The sequence below is a fragment of the Enterobacter dykesii genome (assembly GCF_008364625.2).
Taxonomy (GTDB): domain Bacteria; phylum Pseudomonadota; class Gammaproteobacteria; order Enterobacterales; family Enterobacteriaceae; genus Enterobacter; species Enterobacter dykesii.
In genome coordinates, this window is sequence record NZ_CP126604.1 from 3,998,486 (window position 1) to 4,014,128 (window position 15,643).

General features: G+C 54.5%; 19 protein-coding genes. 7 read left to right on the forward strand and 12 right to left on the reverse strand.

The genetic code is table 11. The features are described from left to right. Positions 1–113 precede the first annotated feature (113 nt). Complete coding sequence (gene greA / locus F0320_RS19060; protein ID WP_014171793.1) at positions 114–590, reverse strand: transcription elongation factor GreA; 477 nt, start codon at positions 588–590, stop codon at positions 114–116. 228 nt (positions 591–818) lie between these two features. Between greA and dacB the strand changes: the two genes are divergently transcribed. From dacB to pmrB, 3 genes are read left to right on the forward strand one after another with little or no spacing between them, the layout of a single operon-like run. Next, positions 819–2,252: a serine-type D-Ala-D-Ala carboxypeptidase gene (gene dacB, locus F0320_RS19065; protein ID WP_126329196.1), complete on the forward strand. Its 1,434-nt coding sequence runs from the start codon at positions 819–821 to the stop codon at positions 2,250–2,252. Positions 2,253–2,254: 2 nt separating this feature from the next. Further along, positions 2,255–2,917: a two-component system response regulator PmrA gene (gene pmrA / locus F0320_RS19070; protein ID WP_126329195.1), complete on the forward strand. Its 663-nt coding sequence runs from the start codon at positions 2,255–2,257 to the stop codon at positions 2,915–2,917. Then, complete coding sequence (pmrB, locus tag F0320_RS19075; protein WP_126329194.1) at positions 2,914–3,957, forward strand: two-component system sensor histidine kinase PmrB; 1,044 nt, start codon at positions 2,914–2,916, stop codon at positions 3,955–3,957. The genes pmrA and pmrB overlap by 4 nt, the downstream gene beginning before the upstream one ends. A 34-nt stretch (positions 3,958–3,991) precedes the next feature. Here the strand turns inward: pmrB and cgtA are convergent, their stop codons facing one another. From cgtA to rplU, 4 genes are all read right to left on the reverse strand, one after another. Beyond that, positions 3,992–5,167 (reverse strand): Obg family GTPase CgtA, encoded by a 1,176-nt coding sequence (gene cgtA, locus F0320_RS19080; RefSeq protein ID WP_045403536.1) that lies wholly within the window; start codon positions 5,165–5,167, stop codon positions 3,992–3,994. Between the two features lie 15 nt (positions 5,168–5,182). Next, positions 5,183–6,148, reverse strand: a complete 966-nt coding sequence (locus F0320_RS19085; RefSeq protein ID WP_126329193.1) for a DMT family transporter — start codon at positions 6,146–6,148, stop codon at positions 5,183–5,185. A 96-nt stretch (positions 6,149–6,244) separates the two neighbouring features. Then, positions 6,245–6,502 (reverse strand): 50S ribosomal protein L27, encoded by a 258-nt coding sequence (gene rpmA, locus F0320_RS19090; RefSeq protein ID WP_004385076.1) that lies wholly within the window; start codon positions 6,500–6,502, stop codon positions 6,245–6,247. 19 nt (positions 6,503–6,521) lie between these two features. Beyond that, positions 6,522–6,833 (reverse strand): 50S ribosomal protein L21, encoded by a 312-nt coding sequence (rplU, locus tag F0320_RS19095; RefSeq protein ID WP_003025032.1) that lies wholly within the window; start codon positions 6,831–6,833, stop codon positions 6,522–6,524. A gap of 257 nt (positions 6,834–7,090) precedes the next feature. On the opposite strand from rplU, the gene ispB reads away from it, so the two are divergent. Next, complete coding sequence (ispB, locus tag F0320_RS19100) at positions 7,091–8,062, forward strand: octaprenyl diphosphate synthase (RefSeq protein WP_024906360.1); 972 nt, start codon at positions 7,091–7,093, stop codon at positions 8,060–8,062. Positions 8,063–8,291: 229 nt separating this feature from the next. Next, on the forward strand, positions 8,292–8,579 hold the full coding sequence (sfsB, locus tag F0320_RS19105; protein ID WP_047650931.1) for a DNA-binding transcriptional regulator SfsB: 288 nt from the start codon (positions 8,292–8,294) through the stop codon (positions 8,577–8,579). A gap of 60 nt (positions 8,580–8,639) precedes the next feature. Here the strand turns inward: sfsB and murA are convergent, their stop codons facing one another. The 7 genes from murA to mlaF form a co-directional block, all read right to left on the reverse strand. Next, positions 8,640–9,899 carry a UDP-N-acetylglucosamine 1-carboxyvinyltransferase gene (gene murA, locus F0320_RS19110; RefSeq protein ID WP_023309349.1) on the reverse strand — a complete coding sequence of 420 codons (1,260 nt, stop codon included), beginning with the start codon at positions 9,897–9,899 and terminating at the stop codon, positions 8,640–8,642. A 50-nt stretch (positions 9,900–9,949) separates the two neighbouring features. Further along, positions 9,950–10,204 (reverse strand): BolA family iron metabolism protein IbaG, encoded by a 255-nt coding sequence (gene ibaG / locus F0320_RS19115; protein WP_008501458.1) that lies wholly within the window; start codon positions 10,202–10,204, stop codon positions 9,950–9,952. A gap of 126 nt (positions 10,205–10,330) precedes the next feature. Then, positions 10,331–10,624 (reverse strand): lipid asymmetry maintenance protein MlaB, encoded by a 294-nt coding sequence (gene mlaB, locus F0320_RS19120; RefSeq protein WP_032659710.1) that lies wholly within the window; start codon positions 10,622–10,624, stop codon positions 10,331–10,333. Next, on the reverse strand, positions 10,624–11,259 hold the full coding sequence (gene mlaC, locus F0320_RS19125) for a phospholipid-binding protein MlaC (RefSeq protein ID WP_047650934.1): 636 nt from the start codon (positions 11,257–11,259) through the stop codon (positions 10,624–10,626). Before mlaC ends, mlaB begins: the two co-directional genes overlap by 1 nt. Before the next feature lie 18 nt (positions 11,260–11,277). Then, entirely contained in the window at positions 11,278–11,826 is a 549-nt protein-coding gene (mlaD, locus tag F0320_RS19130) for an outer membrane lipid asymmetry maintenance protein MlaD (RefSeq protein ID WP_126329192.1), read from the reverse strand. Positions 11,827–11,830: 4 nt separating this feature from the next. Further along, positions 11,831–12,613: a lipid asymmetry maintenance ABC transporter permease subunit MlaE gene (gene mlaE / locus F0320_RS19135; protein WP_010436044.1), complete on the reverse strand. Its 783-nt coding sequence runs from the start codon at positions 12,611–12,613 to the stop codon at positions 11,831–11,833. A gap of 7 nt (positions 12,614–12,620) precedes the next feature. Further along, entirely contained in the window at positions 12,621–13,433 is an 813-nt protein-coding gene (gene mlaF, locus F0320_RS19140; RefSeq protein WP_024906354.1) for a phospholipid ABC transporter ATP-binding protein MlaF, read from the reverse strand. A gap of 227 nt (positions 13,434–13,660) precedes the next feature. Between mlaF and F0320_RS19145 the strand changes: the two genes are divergently transcribed. Together F0320_RS19145 and kdsD are read left to right on the forward strand one after the other, a co-directional pair. Further along, the gene (locus F0320_RS19145) at positions 13,661–14,638 is read left to right on the forward strand and encodes a calcium/sodium antiporter (RefSeq protein WP_126329191.1); all 978 of its coding nucleotides are present in this window, start codon (positions 13,661–13,663) and stop codon (positions 14,636–14,638) included. Positions 14,639–14,651: 13 nt separating this feature from the next. After that, on the forward strand, positions 14,652–15,638 hold the full coding sequence (kdsD, locus tag F0320_RS19150; protein ID WP_023333606.1) for an arabinose-5-phosphate isomerase KdsD: 987 nt from the start codon (positions 14,652–14,654) through the stop codon (positions 15,636–15,638). The last annotated feature ends 5 nt before the right edge of the window (positions 15,639–15,643 follow it).

Here is a 15,643-nt window from a genome sequence, read left to right on the forward strand (position 1 = left end):
GGGATTTCTGTCAGCAGGCGAGCAAAATGCCATGCTCCTTGAGTTGATAAAAGGCCGCTATGCGGCCTTTTTCTTTTCTTTACAATGTATCAACATCTTAGTAGAGAAGCGAATTACAGGTATTCAACCTTAATAATTTCGTATTCCACTTCACCGCCAGGGGTGCGAATGGTGACAACATCGTCCTGCTCTTTGCCAATCAGGCCGCGAGCAATCGGGGAGTTCACTGAAATCAGGTTCTGTTTGAAGTCTGCTTCATCATCACCCACGATGCGATAGGTCTGCTCTTCGTCGTTGTCCAGGTTCAGGACGGTAACGGTAGAACCAAAGATCACACGCCCGTTGTTAGGCATTTTGGTGATATCGATAACCTGTGCATTGGACAGTTTTGCCTCGATATCTTTAATACGCCCTTCACAGAAACCCTGCTGCTCACGCGCGGCGTGGTATTCAGCGTTCTCTTTCAGGTCGCCATGCTCGCGCGCATCCGCGATAGCGGCGATGATTTCAGGGCGACGCACGGATTTCAGGAAATCCAGCTCTTCGCGCAGTTTTTCGGCACCACGTAAGGTCATCGGAATAGCTTGCATTTGTTATACCTCTTAAACATTCCTGTTGGGAGCAGTGTTCCCTGCTCCTGCCCACCTAAGCGGGCAAGAAGCAAAAAGAAAACCGACCCGGGAGCAATGCCCCAGGTCAGCAGCAATTTTTCAATTTGATATGCATTTTACCGCGAAGTTCACTATGGGTCATCGTTTACTTTGCAGTGCCATGCACCGTAGTATGACGGTTTGTTTTCGGGTTGTTAGCGCGAGATTATGCGATTTTCCAGATTTATCATCGGATTGACTACCAGTATAACGTTCACCGCCCAGGCCGCGAATGTTGATGAGTACATTAATCAGCTCCCCGCAGGTGCGAACCTTGCCCTGATGGTGCAGAAGGTTGGCGCACAGGCTCCCGAGATTGACTATCACAGTCAACAGATGGCGCTGCCTGCCAGTACCCAAAAGGTGATCACTGCCCTCGCCGCCCTGCTCCAGCTCGGTCCTGACTTCCGTTTTACGACCACACTCGAGACCAAAGGTAACGTCGAGGGTGGCGAACTGAAAGGCGATCTTATCGCCCGTTTTGGCGGCGATCCGACCTTTAAGCGCCAGGATATCCGCAATATGGTTGCGGTACTGAAAAAATCTGGCGTGCAGAAAATTGATGGCAATGTGCTGATCGACACGTCCATTTTTGCCAGCCACGATAAAGCCCCAGGCTGGCCGTGGAACGACATGACCCAATGTTTTAGCGCCCCGCCCGCCGCCGCGATTGTTGACCGTAACTGCTTCTCGGTTTCGCTTTACAGCGCGCCGAAGCCAGATGATTTAGCGTTTATCCGCATAGCGTCCTACTACCCGGTCACCATGTTCAGCCAGGTTCGCACGCTGGCGAAAGGCTCCCCGGATGCGCAATATTGTGAGCTTGACGTCGTGCCAGGCGATCTTAACCGCTTCACGCTTACCGGCTGCCTGACGCAGCGCGCCGATCCGCTGCCGCTGGCCTTTGCGATACAGGATGGTGCAAGCTATGCGGGTGCCATTCTGAAAGATGAGCTGAAACAAGCGGGCATAACATACACCGGCACGCTGCTTCGCCAGACGCAGGTTAACCAGCCCGGCACGGTCATCGCCAGCAAACAGTCTCCGCCGCTGCACGATTTACTGCGAATCATGCTGAAAAAGTCGGACAACATGATTGCCGACACCGTGTTCCGCATGATTGGCCACGCGCGTTTCGGCGTGCCGGGAACCTGGCGCGCGGGTTCAGACGCGGTTCGTCAGATCCTGCGCCAGCAGGCCGGGATCGAGCTGGGTAATACCATCGCCGTCGATGGCTCCGGATTATCGCGTCATAATTTGATCTCGCCGGCCACGATGATGCAGGTGCTTCAGTACATTGCACAGCATGACACTGAGCTAAACTTTATTTCAATGCTGCCGCTGGCCGGGCATGACGGTTCGCTGCAGTATCGCGCCGGGCTTCACGCTGCCGGCGTGGATGGCAAAGTATCCGCTAAGACAGGCTCACTGCAGGGGGTTTATAACCTTGCAGGCTTCATCACTACCGCCAGCGGACAACGCATGGCATTCGTGCAGTATCTTTCCGGCTATGCCGTCGAACCGATCGACCAGCGCAATCGTCGTATTCCTCTGGTTCGCTTCGAAAGCAGGCTTTATAAGGACATCTACCAGAATAACTAGCGATGAAACTACTCATAGTTGAAGACGATCAGTTATTGCAGGAAGGGCTGGCGCTGGGGCTGGCCAATGAAGGGTATGCCCTCGACTGTGCCTGCACCGCCGCGGAGGCGGACGCCCTGATCCAGAGCGGCGAATACAGTCTGGTGATCCTCGATTTGGGCTTGCCTGATAAAGACGGCGCCACGCTGCTCAGCCAGTGGCGACGCCGCGGTATCGCCAACCCGGTGTTGATCCTGACGGCACGTGATGCCATTGAAGACCGTATCACCGGCCTCGATGCAGGCGCAGACGATTACCTGGTGAAGCCTTTTGCGCTCGCGGAGCTGCAGGCCCGGGTACGAGCGTTGATTCGCCGCTATCAGGGCCATAGTGATAACTTACTGACCGACGGCGATATTACGCTGAATCTGCAAACCCAGCAGGTATTGCGCCGGGACCAGGCGGTAGAGGTGACGCCAAAAGAGTTCGCCTTGCTTACGCGTCTGATCATGCGCAGCGGACAAACGGTGCACAGAGAGACGCTCCAGCAGGATATCTACTCCTGGCAGGACGATCCTGGGTCAAATACCCTTGAGGTCCATATTCACAACCTGCGTCGCAAGCTCGGCAAGGACAGAATCAAAACCGTCCGTGGCGTTGGCTATCGCCTTGAGAGCCAGAAATGAACAGCATGCGTCGGCGTTTGATGGTGCTGCTGGCGGTTATTCTCTTATTTTTCCAGCTGATAAGCGTCATCTGGCTGTGGCATGAAAGCCGTGAGCAGATTGGTTTTCTGGTGAATGAAACGCTGTCGGCAAAATCCCGCAATAACCATGTCGAGAAAGAGATCCGCGAAGCGATTGCTTCCCTTCTCGTCCCTTCTCTGGTGATGGTAGGCTTTACGCTGTTTTTCTCTTTCTGGGCAGTCAGCTGGATAACCCGACCGCTGAATAAACTGCGTGACAGCCTTGCTAACCGTTCGGCGGATAACTTAACACCGCTTCCCATGTATTCCGACATGGAAGAAATAGGCGCGGTGACAACCTCCCTGAACCAGCTGCTCGCACGGCTGGACAATACCATTCAGCAGGAGCGTCTCTTCACCGCTGACGCCGCACACGAGCTCCGAACGCCCCTTGCCGGTATCCGCCTCCATCTGGAGCTCATGGCGCAGTCAGGCGCACCACAGGCCGCGACGTTAATTAGCCGTATCGATCAGCTCATGCATACCGTTGAGCAGCTGCTGATGCTGGCCCGTGCCGGACAGGCAATGGCCAGCGGACGCTACGAAACCGTGAGCTGGACGGAAAATATCATTGAACCTCTCGGCCTGGGCCATGAAGCCAAAGAACATACGGTGATTTGGCCCGCTAAAAGCGCGCTCACGGTTCAGGGAGACGCCGTGCTCCTGCGTCTGATGCTGCGCAACCTGCTGGAGAATGCCGGGCGCTACAGCCCGGCAGGGACAACGATCACAGTGACATTAACCGGGGTCGACGGGGGGACGCAGATCAGCGTGATCGATCAGGGGCCCGGTATTGATGACGCGCACCGTCAGTCAATTACCGAGCCATTCCGCCGTCTTGACCAGCGCTACGGTGGCAGCGGTCTGGGGCTGAGTATCGTGCAGCGCATCGTGCAGCTCCACCACGGCAGGCTGACGCTTGAGAACGGCGCTGAAGGTGGTTTGATCGCCAGCTGCTGGCTACCCGCAACGCTGGAATAAAAAAAGCCCCCATAATGGGGGCTTCGGGCAGATATTAGTGCTTGTAGATGAACTCGACGCCTTCTTCGTCGTCTTCATCCCAGTCATCGTCCCAGTCTTCATCATCGTCTTCCGCTTCCAGCTCTTCGAGCTGCTGGCGGTGGTAGTCATCCCACATGAATTCGACTTTTTCAGGCTGTTTCGCTTCTTCCGCCTGCACGATTGGGTTCTCGATGATGAAGGTCATCACATCCCAGCACAGATCTTTCACGCCAACCTGGCTTGCCGCAGAGATCAGGTAGTATTTATCTTCCCAGCCCATCGCTTCAGCAATCGCTTTGGCTTTCGCTTCCGCTTCGGCTTTGTCCATCAGGTCGATCTTGTTGAAGACCAGCCAGCGTGGTTTATTCGCCAGTTTTTCGCTGTATTTTTCCAGCTCACCGATGATGATGCGGGCGTTTTCAACCGGATCGGAACCATCGATAGGATCGATATCGATAAGGTGCAGCAGCACGCGGCAACGCTCAAGGTGTTTCAGGAAGCGAATACCCAGACCCGCGCCTTCCGCAGCGCCTTCAATCAGTCCCGGAATATCGGCAACCACAAAGCTCTTCTCGTTATCCATACGGACAACGCCCAGGCTTGGTACCAGCGTGGTAAACGGATAATCTGCCACTTTTGGTTTCGCCGCAGAGACTGCTCGAATGAACGTCGATTTACCGGCGTTTGGCATACCCAGCATGCCCACGTCTGCAAGAAGCATCAGCTCCAGCTGCAGATCGCGCTTATCACCCGGCGTACCCATCGTTTTCTGACGCGGAGTACGGTTAACGGAGGATTTGAAACGGCTGTTACCCAGACCGTGCCAGCCGCCTTTAGCCACCATCAGGCGCTGACCGTGTTTGGTCATGTCACCCATGGTTTCACCGGTTCCCTGGTCAATCACACGCGTACCGACCGGAACTTTAATAGTGACATCTTTACCGCGTTTCCCGGTACAGTCACGGCTCTGGCCGTTCTGGCCACGTTCAGCGCGGAAGGATTTCTCGAAACGGTAGTCGATCAGCGTGTTGAGGTTCTCATCCGCCTCCAGCCACACGTCACCACCATCTCCGCCGTCACCGCCGTCAGGACCGCCACGTGGGATATACTTTTCACGGCGGAAGCTTACGCAACCATTGCCGCCATCACCAGCCACGACCAGGATCGTCGCTTCATCAACAAACTTCATTTTACTCTCCGTAACTCATTCGCCTGAGCGGGGGACTACTACAACCGCTTCATTTTTGCGCCAACGTCCCCAAAGACGATGACCAATGGCGGAATACATCGCGCCCGCAACCACGACAAACGCACCGAGATAACCCAACAGGTTGAGCATCGGTCTGACGAAGACATCGGGCCAGGCCATTGATAACAAATCTGAAAATAACAGCGTAAACAGCGGAGTAAGCGTAATTAACGCGCTCACCTGTGCTGCCTGCCAGCGCGCCATCGCTTCGGCCAGCGCGCCATAACCGACCAGCGTGTTCAGCCCACAAAAAATGAGGCACGCCAGTTGCCAGTCGCTAAGCTGGGAAATCACACCCGGCTTTGCTAATGGCAGCAATGCTATTGTACACAAAGTGTACAGCAAAAAGAGGATCTGCTGTGAGGCAAGACGACGCAATAACACCTTTTGCGCGACGCCATAGCTCACCCAGACCGTTGCCGCCCCCACACCGAAAATTACACCCCATGTGTAATCCGTCAGGCGGGTAAAAATCTCTATCAGACTGGTATTGAAGAACATCACCAGACCGCACAGCAGCATGCTCGCCCCGATAATCTGCGTACCGCGCATCTTCTCCTTGAGGATAAAGACGCTGGCGACCATCATGCCCACCGGTGAAAGCTGACCTATCACCTGCGACGCCGTGGGGCTGAGATATTGCAGGGAAGAGCTGAACAGGATGAAGTTACCGAACAGACCGCCCGTCGCGATAGCCAGTAATACCAGCCAGCGCGGTTTGCGGAAGTGCCGCAAGGGTGGAAGCTTACCTTTGATAGCCAGAATGGCCCCGAGGCCGATGCTTGCCATCAGAAAGCGATAAAAGACCACCGTAGGCGGCTCCATCACTTCCAGTACCTGCTTCATTGCAATTGGCAGCGCACCCCAGCACATTGCGGTAGTGAGCGCCAAAAGAATACCAATGCCGGCCTGCTGCTTCATGCCCGTTTTCCCTACAGAAAAAATTACCGGGTTTCCAATGTAAAAAGCCCCGCAACAGGTTGCGGGGCTTTAATCCGTTACCGGACCGAGAAAACCTTACTCAGCAACGATGCTGATGTATTTACGGTTGTTCGGGCCTTTAACTTCAAATTTCACTTTACCGTCTGCTTTAGCAAACAGAGTGTGGTCACGACCGCAACCTACGTTGTTGCCAGCGTGGAATTTGGTACCACGTTGACGAACGATGATGCTACCCGCCAGAACGGATTCGCCACCGAAACGCTTAACGCCAAGGCGTTTAGCTTCTGAATCGCGACCGTTACGTGTGGAGCCGCCAGCCTTTTTATGTGCCATTTAAATCTCTCCTCAGGTCTTAGGCGCTGATGCCAGTAATTTTCACATCAGTGAACCACTGACGGTGGCCCTGCTGCTTACGGTAGTGCTTACGACGACGAAACTTAACAATTTTAACTTTTTCGCCACGACCGTGTGCAACAACTTCAGCTTTGATAACGCCGCCATCAACGAAAGGAACGCCGATTTTGACTTCTTCACCGTTTGCGATCATCAGAACTTCTGCGAACTCAACAGATTCGCCAGTTGCGATGTCCAGCTTTTCCAGGCGAACGGTCTGACCTTCGCTTACTCGGTGTTGTTTACCACCACTTTGGAAAACCGCGTACATATAAACTCCGCTTCCGCGCACGTCCTCGTATGAATCAGAGTGCGCTATAAATATTCACAATAGGGCGCGAATATTACGCAAAACGCGAGCCTTTGACAAGTGCTACCGTCAATACATGAAGAAAAAAAACACAACACGTACGGTAACGTTTATCTGAGCCGTTTTTTCAGTACAATCAGCACTACTATTGATAAACCGAAACCCTTCGTTACCCCATTGAAGATGGGATCAACAGGATAAAAAGCCCGGCTTTTGCGATGAATTTAGAAAAAATCAACGAGTTAACCGCGCAAGATATGGCGGGTGTGAATGCAGCAATCCTGGAGCAACTCAACTCTGACGTTCAGCTGATCAATCAGTTGGGCTATTACATCGTCAGCGGCGGCGGTAAACGCATTCGTCCGATGATTGCCATTCTGGCTGCCAGAGCCGTTGGCTATCAGGGAAATGCTCACATCACTATCGCAGCGCTCATCGAATTTATTCACACGGCGACGCTTCTGCATGACGATGTTGTGGATGAATCGGATATGCGTCGTGGCAAAGCCACGGCAAACGCCGCTTTCGGAAACGCAGCCAGCGTCCTGGTGGGGGATTTTATCTATACCCGCGCCTTCCAGATGATGACCAGCCTGGGCTCCCTGAAAGTGCTGGAAGTGATGTCCGAAGCCGTCAACGTCATTGCTGAAGGCGAAGTGCTGCAGCTGATGAACGTCAACGACCCTGATATCACCGAAGAAAACTACATGCGCGTCATCTACAGCAAAACGGCGCGCCTGTTTGAAGCGGCTGCCCAGTGTTCCGGCATTCTGGCTGACTGTACCGAAGCACAGGAAAAAGGCCTGCAGGACTATGGCCGCTATCTGGGTACGGCCTTCCAGCTGATTGATGATTTGCTGGACTACAGTGCGGACGGCGAGACGCTCGGTAAAAACGTGGGCGATGACCTGAACGAAGGTAAACCAACCCTGCCGCTGCTTCATGCTATGCGCAACGGAACAGCTGACCAGGCGAAAATGATCCGTGAAGCGATTGAGCAGGGAAATGGCCGCCATCTTCTGGAACCTGTACTGGAAACTATGGCTATCTGCGGATCGCTGGAATGGACGCGTCAGCGCGCGGAAGAAGAAGCCGACAAAGCCATCGAAGCGCTTCAGGTCATTCCAGACAGTCCGTGGCGCGAGGCACTGATTGGTCTTGCCCACATCGCCGTTCAGCGCGACCGTTAATCACCTTGTTTCTCCCCGCAGCGATAGCGGGGAGATTCCAGTACACTCCTGTAAATTCCGTGTTCATGTAAATTCATCGGTTTAGAGACCGCATGAATAAAGCCGTGTCTTATTCTGAATATCCCATCAAGTAACGCGAACTTTTTAGAACAAGAAGTTGAAATGGGTATAGTAACCGCGTCGTTTCAGAAAAAACGGCGTAGGTGAATCCAAACTTAAGGACGGCGTTATGGATACGAAATTTATCGACTGGCACACGGCTGATATTATTGCCGCACTGCACAAAAGAGGCACTTCACTGGCAGCAGAGTCCCGCCGCCATGGACTAAGTTCTTCAACTCTGGCAAACGCCCTCACTCGCCCCTGGCCCAAGGGAGAATTAATCATCGCGACGGCGCTGGATACGCATCCGTGGGTGATTTGGCCTTCGCGCTACCACGACCCCATTACCCATGAATTTATCGACAGATCGCGCATGATTCGCCAGAGAAAGGCAAAAAGAGAACCACAGGAATAACGCTTTTTTGACAGGAACAGCAACCCCCCGGTCATTGCTGGCAGGGGGCTGCCGGAACGATTACTCGCCCTTCACACGCTCAATGTTGGCACCCAGCGCGCGCAGTTTATCTTCGATACGCTCATAGCCACGATCGATGTGATAGATACGATCCACGATCGTTGTGCCTTCCGCAATACAACCCGCCAGCACCAGGCTTGCAGACGCACGCAGATCGGTTGCCATCACCTGAGCACCTGAGAGTTTCTCAACGCCGTGGCAAATCACGGTATTACTTTCGATCTCAGCATGCGCGCCCATACGGATAAGTTCCGGTACGTGCATAAAGCGGTTCTCGAAAATGGTTTCGGTGATGAAGCCAGTGCCTTCGGCAACCAGGTTCAACAGGGTGAACTGCGCCTGCATGTCCGTAGGGAACGCCGGATGCGGCGCCGTACGCACATTGACCGCTTTTGGACGCTGACCGTGCATATCGAGGCTGATCCAGTCTTCTCCGATTTCGATATCCGCCCCCGCATCGCGCAGTTTCGCCAGCACCGCATCCAGGGTATCTGGCTGCGCGTTGCGACAAACAATCTTCCCGCCAGAAATAGCCGCAGCGACCAGGAAGGTACCGGTTTCGATACGGTCCGGCAGAACGCGATAGACACCGCCGCCCAGACGCTCAACGCCTTCGATGGTGATACGGTCGGTGCCCTGACCGGAAATCTTCGCCCCCAGCGCCACGAGGAAGTTGGCGGTATCCACAATCTCCGGTTCGCGCGCGGCGTTTTCGATGATGGTAGTACCTTCTGCCAGCGTCGCCGCAGACATAATGGTCACCGTTGCGCCCACGCTCACTTTGTCCATGACGATGTGCGCGCCTTTCAGACGACCATTGACGGACGCTTTAACGTAACCTTCTTCGAGCTTAATCTCTGCGCCCAGCTTCTCCAGACCAAAGATGTGCAGGTCAACCGGACGCGCACCGATGGCGCAGCCGCCCGGCAGAGAGACCTGACCCTGACCAAAACGCGCTACCAGCGGGCCAAGCGCCCAGATGGATGCACGCATGGTTTTCACCAGATCGTAAGGGGCTGAAAAGTTGTTCACCTTGCTGGCGTCGATCCAGACGGAACCGTTACGCTCAACTTTCGTGCCCAACTGGGTGAGCAGCTTCATGGTGGTGTCGATATCTTTCAGCTTCGGTACGTTCTGAATTTCTACCGGCTCTTCAGCCAGCAGCGCAGCAAAGAGGATTGGCAGCGCGGCGTTTTTTGCGCCAGAAATTGTGACTTCGCCCTGGAGACGCGTTGGCCCCTGTACACGAAATTTATCCATTGTGTGTTCTCTTATAAAATCAACCGTGCTGCGGGCCTGTCGCCCTCAGCTCAAAAACCGTTTAGTTTGCGATCGCGTGCCCACTCTTGCGGGGTGAACGCTTTAATCGACAGGGCGTGGATGCGGTTATCCGCAATATATTCCATCAGAGGCGCGTACACAGCCTGCTGCTTCTTCACGCGGCTCATACCGTCGAACATCTCACCCACAGCAATAACCTGGAAGTGACTGCCATCGCCAGTGACGTGGGCTTCCTGAAGGGAGAGTGCATTCATCAGCACTGTCTGGATTTCATGATTTTCCATGGGCTCTTAATCATCTGATAGTGAAAACAAGCTCAACATCTTAGAGCAAAGTGGCGTTGTCTTAAACAAGCAAAAAGCCCCGACGATGAAACAGTCAGGGCTTTCGGAAGTAACGCACTGAAAATATTAACGAGGCAGTACGTCCTGAGGGAGATTGTAGAGCTGCGCAAGGGTCACGACATTATCGCTCGCGCCGTGAAGCTTAACGCTTGTCCCCTGCTTTTTCCCCACGGCAACCAGATGGGCAAGCAGCGCAACACCCGCCGTATCCACCCGCGTAACGTCGGTTAAGTCGATACGCGTCACGCCCTGCATCGCTTCGTGGCGTTTGTCCCACAGTGGGTTCAGCAGATCCTGATCCAGTTCACCGGACAGCTTTAATGTCTCGCCTTCACGCGACCAGCTGAGTTGCTGTGACATTACTTCTTCTCGTCCAGGGTAATTTTCTGGCGAGAGATAGACTGCAGCTGAGCGGTCAGGCCATCAATGCCTTTAGTGCGCAGCAGGTCGCTCCATTCGTTCTGTTTGGTGGTGATCATGCTTACCCCTTCGGCAATCATGTCATACGCCTGCCAGTGACCGGTCTGGCTGTTTTTACGCCACTGGAAATCCAGACGAACCGGCGGACGACCGTTAGGATCGTTGATCGTCACACGGATAGGGACGATGGTCGCATCGCCCAGCGGCTGCTCAGGCGCAATCTGATAGGTCTGACCGTGGTACATCGCCAGCGCCTGGCCATAAGCCTGTTTCAGGTATTCACGGAACGCGGCAAAGTACGCATCACGTTGCGCAGGGGTCGCGTCTTTGTAATAACGTCCCAGCACCAGCGCACCCGCATATTTAATCTGCACGTACGGCAGCAGTTCCTGATCAACGACGTCACGCAGATAATCAGGATTAGCACGAATTTTAGGCTGTTCGTTTTTAAGACGGTCGAAGGTCTTCTTCGCCGCTTCGTCCATCAGTTTGTACGGGTTACTCTGATCCGCAGCGTGGGCGGCGGTTAGAGGGGCGATGACCAGCATGGCAACCATTAACAGTCGTTTAAACATGAATGACTTCTCCTGATATTAATTCGCAGCACCTGGGGTCGGCGCGGCATTGGTATGGTCTTCACTCTGCGCAGGGGCATTGTCAGACTTTTTCTCATCCCCTTTACTGTTGTAAAGGAACTGACCAATCATATCCTCCAGAACCATCGCGGATTTCGTATCCTGAATGACGCTACCGTCTTTAAGGATAGTCGTTCCCAGCTCGGGGTCTTCAAAGCCAACGTTAAGCGCCAGATATTGTTCGCCCAGCAGACCGGAAGTACGAATAGAAAGGGAGCTGGTGTCCGGGATATGGTTGTAACGCTCTTCGATATCCATCGCGACGCGTGGCAGGTAGGTTTTCTCATCCAGCGTAATGTCAGATACGCGTCCGATCACCACGCCGCCGATGCGGACCGGTGAACGCGCCTTCAGGCCGCCGATGTTATCGAAGGTGGCATAGATGCGATACGTCGGCTCGGTGCGCACAGACGTAATATCCGCCGCTCTCAGGCAGATAAACAGCGCGGCCAGCAACGCCAGCAGCAGGAATACACCGACCCAAATTTCATTTTTTCTCGTTTGCATGAACTCAATTCCCAAACATCAGTGCGGTGAGCACAAAATCCAGACCCAGTACGGCCAGCGACGAATGTACGACGGTACGTGTAGTTGCACGGCTAATGCCCGCCGACGTCGGGATGGCATCGTAACCATTGAACAATGCAATCCAGGTGACCGTAATGGCAAATACCACGCTTTTAATCAGACAGTTAACCAGATCCATTCGCAGGTCGATTGCGTCCTGCATCGCGGACCAGAAGAAACCGGCATCAATGCCTTTCCAGTGCACGCCAACCAGCGAACCGCCCCAGATACCCACGGCGACAAACAGAATAGTCAGTAACGGTAAAGAGATCACCCCAGCCCAGAAACGCGGCGAGATCACGCGACGCAGCGGGTCGACCGCCATCATCTCCATGCTGGAGAGCTGCTCGGTCGCGCGCATCAGGCCAATTTCAGCCGTTAATGCCGACCCCGCGCGCCCGGCGAACAGCAGCGCCGCCACAACCGGCCCCAGCTCGCGCAGCAGCGAGAGCGCCACCAGCATCCCGAGGCTGGTTTCCGCACTGTAGGTTGTCAGAACCAGATAGCCCTGCAGCCCAAGCACCATACCGATAAACAGACCGGAGACAATGATGATGAGCATCGACAGCACGCCGACATTATAAAGCTGCCGCACCAGCAGCGGTGCGTGCTTACGGAATTCCGGCTTGCCGACCAGTGCGTTGAATAACATCAATCCGGCACGCCCGAACGTCCTGATGGTTTTTATGCCACGGTGTCCGAGAGCGGCCAACGCATTTAACAGCATGAGTGGCTTAACTCCCTATTCCCAGTAAATCGTCACGATAGTCGCCCGCGGGGTAGCGGAACGGCACAGGGCCATCGGCAATACCGTCAAGGAACTGCCGCACGCGCGGATCGCAATTTTCCTGCAGCGCCTGAGCGCTACCGTGTGCGACGATCTTTTTGTCCGCCACGATATAGGCGTAATCGGCAATGCTCAATACTTCCGGTACATCGTGAGATACCACAATGCAGGTGACGCCAAGCGCGCTGTTCAGTTCAGAGATGAGCTTCACCAGCACGCCCATCGTGATGGGATCCTGTCCAACAAACGGTTCGTCGAACATGATTAAATCAGGTTCTAATGCAATGGCTCGCGCCAGCGCGGCGCGGCGCGCCATCCCGCCGGACAGCTCCGAAGGCATCAGCTTCGCGGCGCCTCGCAAACCGACGGCTTCGAGCTTCATCATCACCGTGCTTTTCAGCAGTTCAGGCGGCAGGCTGGTATGCTCGCGCAGCGGATAGGCCACGTTATCAAAGACATTCATGTCGGTGAACAAGGCTCCCGACTGAAAGAGCATGCTCATGCGTTTGCGGACAGTATACAGACGCGAGCGTGACATCTCCGGGATGTTTTCGCCATCAAAGAGGATTTCACCGCTATCAGGTGGGATCTGCCCACCAATGAGGCGCAGCAGGGTCGTTTTACCGATCCCGGACGGCCCCATGATGGCAGTGATTTTGCCACGCGGTACGGTCAACGAAATATCATCAAATATCAATCTGTTGGCGCGAGAAAAACTCACGCCGCGAACATCGACTAAATTCGCCATCGTTTGGCTCATTTATGGTTCCTTTATTACCCTGCTCACGTTAAGGCATGCCGCCTGAATCAGCCCTCAACTCCGCATTTTTACAGAATAATAGCCGTTGAGGTTAGCGAAAGCTGGCATTTGTTTTACTTTTCCGGCGCATAAAGTCAAAATTAGGAATTCGTTACGCCTCAGACTGTATGCAGTCCAGCCATTCCCGTGCGATGGACCGACGAGTATACCTGAAGAAAGGACTTTTGATGCTTTTAGCAACAGCACTGTTAATAATTGGTTTACTTTTGGTGGTCTACAGTGCTGACCGTTTAGTGTTTGCTGCATCTATCCTGTGTCGCCTGACGGGCGTACCGCCTGTCGTCATCGGGATGACCGTTGTCAGTGTTGGAACGTCACTTCCTGAAATCATCGTCTCTGTAACAGCATCGCTGCATGGTCAGTTAGACCTGGCAGTAGGCACCGCGATTGGCTCTAACATCGTCAATATACTTTTGATTTTAGGCCTGGCCGCATTGCTCCATCCATTTCGCGTGCATTCTGATGTTCTGCGCCGTGAATTGCCGCTAATGTTAATCGTAAGCCTGCTGGCAGGCTGCGTATTTTATGATGGTGTACTGAGCTACAGCGACGGCATTTTCCTGCTGGCGCTGGCCGTCATCTGGCTGCTGTATAGTGTTAAAATCGCCCGCCTGGCTGAGAAGCAGGGTCAGGATAGCCTCACGCGGGAGCAGGTCGCCGAACTGCCGCGAGAAGGCACGCTGCCTGTTGCCCTGCTCTGGCTTGGCGTTGCGCTGATCATCATGCCGATGGCAACGCGCATGGTTGTGGATAACGCGACGGTGCTGGCGAACTATTTCGCCATCAGTGAACTGACCATTGGCCTGACGGTGATTGCCATCGGCACCAGCCTGCCGGAGCTGGCCACGGCCATTGCGGGGGCACGGAAAGGTGAGGATGACATTGCCATTGGTAATATCATCGGTTCCAACATATTTAATATCGCCATTGTGATGGGCCTGCCGGCCCTGATTACGCCAGGGCCCTTTAATCCCCTGGCGTTCTCACGTGACTACGGCGTGATGTTATTGGTCAGCGTGATATTTGCCCTGCTCTGCTGGCGGCGGCAACGACAGATCGGCAAAGGCGCAGGCGCGCTGCTGACGGGTGGATTTATCGTATGGATGGCGATGCTGTACTGGCTCTCGCCTCTTATCTCTGGGTAAACGGAAACGCATTATGTCGCAAATAGAATTGCAGCCGGGTTTTGACTTTCAGAAGGCAGGCAAAGAGGTTCTGGAGATTGAACGTGAAGGTCTGGCGCAGTTAGATCAGTACATTAATCAGGATTTTAGTCTGGCATGTGAGAAGATGTTCTACTGTGCCGGCAAAGTCGTGGTGATGGGGATGGGCAAGTCCGGCCACATTGGACGCAAAATGGCGGCAACGTTTGCCAGTACCGGCACCTCGTCCTTCTTTGTACATCCAGGGGAAGCCGCGCACGGTGATCTGGGTATGGTCACGCCGCAGGATATCGTCATCGCGCTGTCCAACTCCGGGGAGTCCAATGAAATTCTGGCGCTGATCCCGGTACTGAAGCGACTGCAGGTGCCGCTTATTTGCATGACCAGCCGTCCGGAAAGCAGCATGGCGCGGGCAGCCGATATTCACCTGTGCGTGAAAGTGCCCAAGGAGGCCTGTCCGCTTGGCCTGGCGCCGACGTCCAGCACCACCGCCGCGCTGGTCATGGGTGATGCGCTTGCCGTCGCGCTGCTCGAAGCCCGCGGTTTTACGCCGGAGGATTTCGCGCTTTCCCACCCGGGTGGCGCGCTGGGGCGCAAGCTTCTGCTTCGGGTAAACGATATTATGCACACCGGGGACGAGATCCCTCACGTCAGTAAAGAAGCCTCCCTGCGTGATGCGCTGCTGGAAATCACCCGTAAGAATCTGGGTATGACGGTCGTGTGCGACGATCTGATGAAAATTCAGGGGATCTTCACCGATGGCGACCTGCGTCGCGTGTTCGACATGGGTGTAGACGTCCGCACGCTCGGCATCGCCGATGTGATGACGCCGGGCGGTATACGCGTCCGTCCGGGTACGCTGGCCGTGGATGTGCTGAACCTGATGCAGTCCCGCCACATTACCTCAGTGATGGTTGCCGATGGCGACCAGTTGCTGGGTGTGGTACATATGCATGATCTGCTGCGCGCAGGCGTAGTGTAATGAAG

Bases quoted from the DNA above. Each gene is read 5' to 3' on its own strand.
- greA (WP_014171793.1), bottom strand. From the start codon at position 590: ATGCAAGCTATTCCGATGACCTTACGTGGTGCCGAAAAACTGCGCGAA.
- dacB (WP_126329196.1), top strand. From the start codon at position 819: ATGCGATTTTCCAGATTTATCATCGGATTGACTACCAGTATAACGTTC.
- pmrA (WP_126329195.1), top strand. From the start codon at position 2,255: ATGAAACTACTCATAGTTGAAGACGATCAGTTATTGCAGGAAGGGCTG.
- pmrB (WP_126329194.1), top strand. From the start codon at position 2,914: ATGAACAGCATGCGTCGGCGTTTGATGGTGCTGCTGGCGGTTATTCTC.
- cgtA (WP_045403536.1), bottom strand. From the start codon at position 5,167: ATGAAGTTTGTTGATGAAGCGACGATCCTGGTCGTGGCTGGTGATGGC.
- F0320_RS19085 (WP_126329193.1), bottom strand. From the start codon at position 6,148: ATGAAGCAGCAGGCCGGCATTGGTATTCTTTTGGCGCTCACTACCGCA.
- rpmA (WP_004385076.1), bottom strand. From the start codon at position 6,502: ATGGCACATAAAAAGGCTGGCGGCTCCACACGTAACGGTCGCGATTCA.
- rplU (WP_003025032.1), bottom strand. From the start codon at position 6,833: ATGTACGCGGTTTTCCAAAGTGGTGGTAAACAACACCGAGTAAGCGAA.
- ispB (WP_024906360.1), top strand. From the start codon at position 7,091: ATGAATTTAGAAAAAATCAACGAGTTAACCGCGCAAGATATGGCGGGT.
- sfsB (WP_047650931.1), top strand. From the start codon at position 8,292: ATGGATACGAAATTTATCGACTGGCACACGGCTGATATTATTGCCGCA.
- murA (WP_023309349.1), bottom strand. From the start codon at position 9,899: ATGGATAAATTTCGTGTACAGGGGCCAACGCGTCTCCAGGGCGAAGTC.
- ibaG (WP_008501458.1), bottom strand. From the start codon at position 10,204: ATGGAAAATCATGAAATCCAGACAGTGCTGATGAATGCACTCTCCCTT.
- mlaB (WP_032659710.1), bottom strand. From the start codon at position 10,624: ATGTCACAGCAACTCAGCTGGTCGCGTGAAGGCGAGACATTAAAGCTG.
- mlaC (WP_047650934.1), bottom strand. From the start codon at position 11,259: ATGTTTAAACGACTGTTAATGGTTGCCATGCTGGTCATCGCCCCTCTA.
- mlaD (WP_126329192.1), bottom strand. From the start codon at position 11,826: ATGCAAACGAGAAAAAATGAAATTTGGGTCGGTGTATTCCTGCTGCTG.
- mlaE (WP_010436044.1), bottom strand. From the start codon at position 12,613: ATGCTGTTAAATGCGTTGGCCGCTCTCGGACACCGTGGCATAAAAACC.
- mlaF (WP_024906354.1), bottom strand. From the start codon at position 13,433: ATGAGCCAAACGATGGCGAATTTAGTCGATGTTCGCGGCGTGAGTTTT.
- F0320_RS19145 (WP_126329191.1), top strand. From the start codon at position 13,661: ATGCTTTTAGCAACAGCACTGTTAATAATTGGTTTACTTTTGGTGGTC.
- kdsD (WP_023333606.1), top strand. From the start codon at position 14,652: ATGTCGCAAATAGAATTGCAGCCGGGTTTTGACTTTCAGAAGGCAGGC.